Raw genomic sequence first — 2,191 nt, 5'->3', positions numbered from 1 at the left:
ACCCAGCGACAGCTGCAGCACGCGGCCGACGTCGCGCAGCACGGCGCGGGCCTGCAGGGTGCCAAAGGTGATGATCTGGGCGACCTTGTCGCGGCCGTAGCGCTGCTGGACGTAGTTGATCACCTCCTCCCGCCGCTCCTGGCAGAAGTCGATGTCGAAGTCGGGCATCGAGACCCGTTCGGGGTTCAGGAAGCGCTCGAACAGTAGGCCGTACTGCAGCGGGTCGAGGTCCGTGATGGTGAGCGAGTAGGCGACCAGCGAGCCGGCCCCCGAGCCCCGCCCCGGCCCTACCGGGATGCCCTTCGCCTTGGCGTACTTGATGAAGTCCGAAACGATCAGGAAGTAGCCGGGGAAGCCCATCTGCTGGATGACCCCGATCTCGCGCTCCAGCCGCGCCCAGTACTCCGCCTCCGGGGCGGTGTTGGCCCGCCCCGCGGCCATCCGCGCCTTGAGGCCTTCGCGGGCCTGGTAGGCCAACTCCTCGGCTTCCGAGCGGCCGCCCTCGGTGGGGAAGCGCGGCAGGATGGGATCGCGCTTGGCGACCCCGAAGGCGCAGCGCCGGGCGATATCGAGGGTGTTGTCGCAGGCTTCCGGCAGATCGTGGAACAGCGCCCGCATGTCGTGGGCCGGCTTGAACCAGTGCTCGGCGGTGATCCGGCGCCGCTCGTCCTGGCCGATGAAGCTGCCGTCGGCGATGCACAGCAGGGCGTCGTGGGCGGCGTACATGGCCGCCTGCTTGAAATAGACGTCGTTGGTGGCGACCAGCGGGACGTCGTGCTCGTAGGCGAAGGCCACCAGTTCGGGCTCGGCGATGGCCTGGTTGGCCATCTCGTGCCGCTGCAGCTCGATGTAGAAGCGGTCGCCGAACACCTCGGCCATCGCGGCCAGCGCCGCCCGCCCCTCAGCCGCCTTGCCGGCCACGAACAGCGGGTCCACCGGTCCGTCCCAGCCGCCGGAGAGCAGGATCAATCCCTGCGAGTGGGCGACCACCTTCTCCCAGGTGACCGAGGGCTCGGCCGTCGGGTCGGCCTCGAGATAGGCCGCCGAGGAGAGCTCGCAGAGATTGAGGTAGCCCTGCTCGTTCTGCGCCAGCAGCACGATCGTCGGACACTTGGCCCAGCGCTCCGGGGATGCGCCGCCGATGCCGGTCACCGGCAGGGCGCAGCCGACGATCGGCTGCACGCCCGCGGCCTTGGTGGCGACGGAGAACTCAAGGGCGCCGAACAGGTTGGCCCGGTCGGTCAGGCCCACCGCCGGCATCTCGGCCTCGGCGGCCATCGGACCAATCTTGTCCGCCTTGATCGCGCCTTCCAGCAGCGAATAGGCCGAGCGCACCCGAAGATGCACAAAGCCGCCGACGTCGCCGCCCTGACCCAAGCTCGCCTCCCCCATACGCATGGCGGCGGGCCCTTCTTCAGGTCACCAGATGCGCCGCCACGCAAACCATCCAGACAAAGCCCGTCACGGAGACAAAGGCGAGTGATTCTCGGGCCAGGCGAACCATGTGCGACGTTCCTGCTGTGTGTGTTCTTGGTATGTTCTATTCCGGTTTTGTTCTCATCGTCAAGCTCGTTTCGGCCCGCTAGTTTGCGGCCAACAAGGAACACCTCCCCGATGGACCCGATCTCTCCCGAAGCCGAGCGCGCCGGCCTTCTCGCCGCGACACAGGCGCTGCTCGTGGGCCTGCTCTCCACGCTCCGTCGCAAGGAGCTGCTGACCCAGCAGGACCTGGACCAGCTGTTCGAGGCCGGCCTGATGACCTTCGAACGCGGGGAGCCCGACGAGGTGCGCACCGCGGCGCGTCTGACGCTGGAGATCCTGGCGCGGTCGCTGTCGAAATAGGCATCCACCACCCCCCGCGCGCTCCGCGGCGGAGGTAAGACGTCAGCTGAACGTATGCGGCTCGAGATGCCCGTCCCGAAGCGTCAGCACCCGGTCCATGTGTCGGGCGAGCTCGAGGTTGTGGGTGGCGACCAGGGCGGCGATGCCCTGGCGGCGGGCCAGGTCGTAGAGGTTGTCGAAAACCGAGGTCGACGTGGTCGGGTCGAGGTTGCCGGTGGGCTCGTCGGCCAGCAACAGGCGCGGCGCGTTGGCCAGCGCCCGAGCGACAGCGACCCGCTGCTGCTCGCCGCCTGACAGCTGCGGCGGCTGGTGGGTCAGCCGCTCGCCGAGGCCGAGCTCCGACAGCAGC

The 2,191-nt window shown here is 68.7% G+C and carries 4 protein-coding genes; 1 reads left to right on the top strand and 3 read right to left on the bottom strand.

The window, feature by feature from the left end:
• Both dnaE and sidA read right to left on the bottom strand, forming a co-directional pair.
• On the bottom strand, nt 1–1,392 hold a 1,392-nt coding region (dnaE, locus tag VHK87_RS07715; RefSeq protein ID WP_329634324.1), incomplete at its 3' end, for a DNA polymerase III subunit alpha.
• A gap of 22 nt (nt 1,393–1,414) precedes the next feature.
• Nucleotides 1,415–1,504 carry a cell division inhibitor SidA gene (gene sidA / locus VHK87_RS19460; protein ID WP_414694129.1) on the bottom strand — a complete coding sequence of 30 codons (90 nt, stop codon included), beginning with the start codon at nt 1,502–1,504 and terminating at the stop codon, nt 1,415–1,417.
• A 110-nt stretch (nt 1,505–1,614) separates the two neighbouring features.
• Here sidA and VHK87_RS07710 point away from each other — a divergent pair, with 110 nt between their 5' ends.
• Nucleotides 1,615–1,842: a hypothetical protein gene (locus tag VHK87_RS07710; RefSeq protein WP_329634323.1), complete on the top strand. Its 228-nt coding sequence runs from the start codon at nt 1,615–1,617 to the stop codon at nt 1,840–1,842.
• A gap of 42 nt (nt 1,843–1,884) precedes the next feature.
• On the opposite strand, the gene VHK87_RS07705 is transcribed toward VHK87_RS07710, so the two are convergent.
• Nucleotides 1,885–2,191, bottom strand: a 307-nt coding sequence (locus tag VHK87_RS07705; RefSeq protein WP_329634322.1) for an ATP-binding cassette domain-containing protein, incomplete at its 5' end; no start/stop codon positions are given.

The sequence above is a fragment of the Phenylobacterium sp. genome, assembly GCF_036263695.1.
Lineage (GTDB): Bacteria > Pseudomonadota > Alphaproteobacteria > Caulobacterales > Caulobacteraceae > Phenylobacterium.
This window is presented reverse-complemented; position numbering and strand designations above follow the sequence as displayed.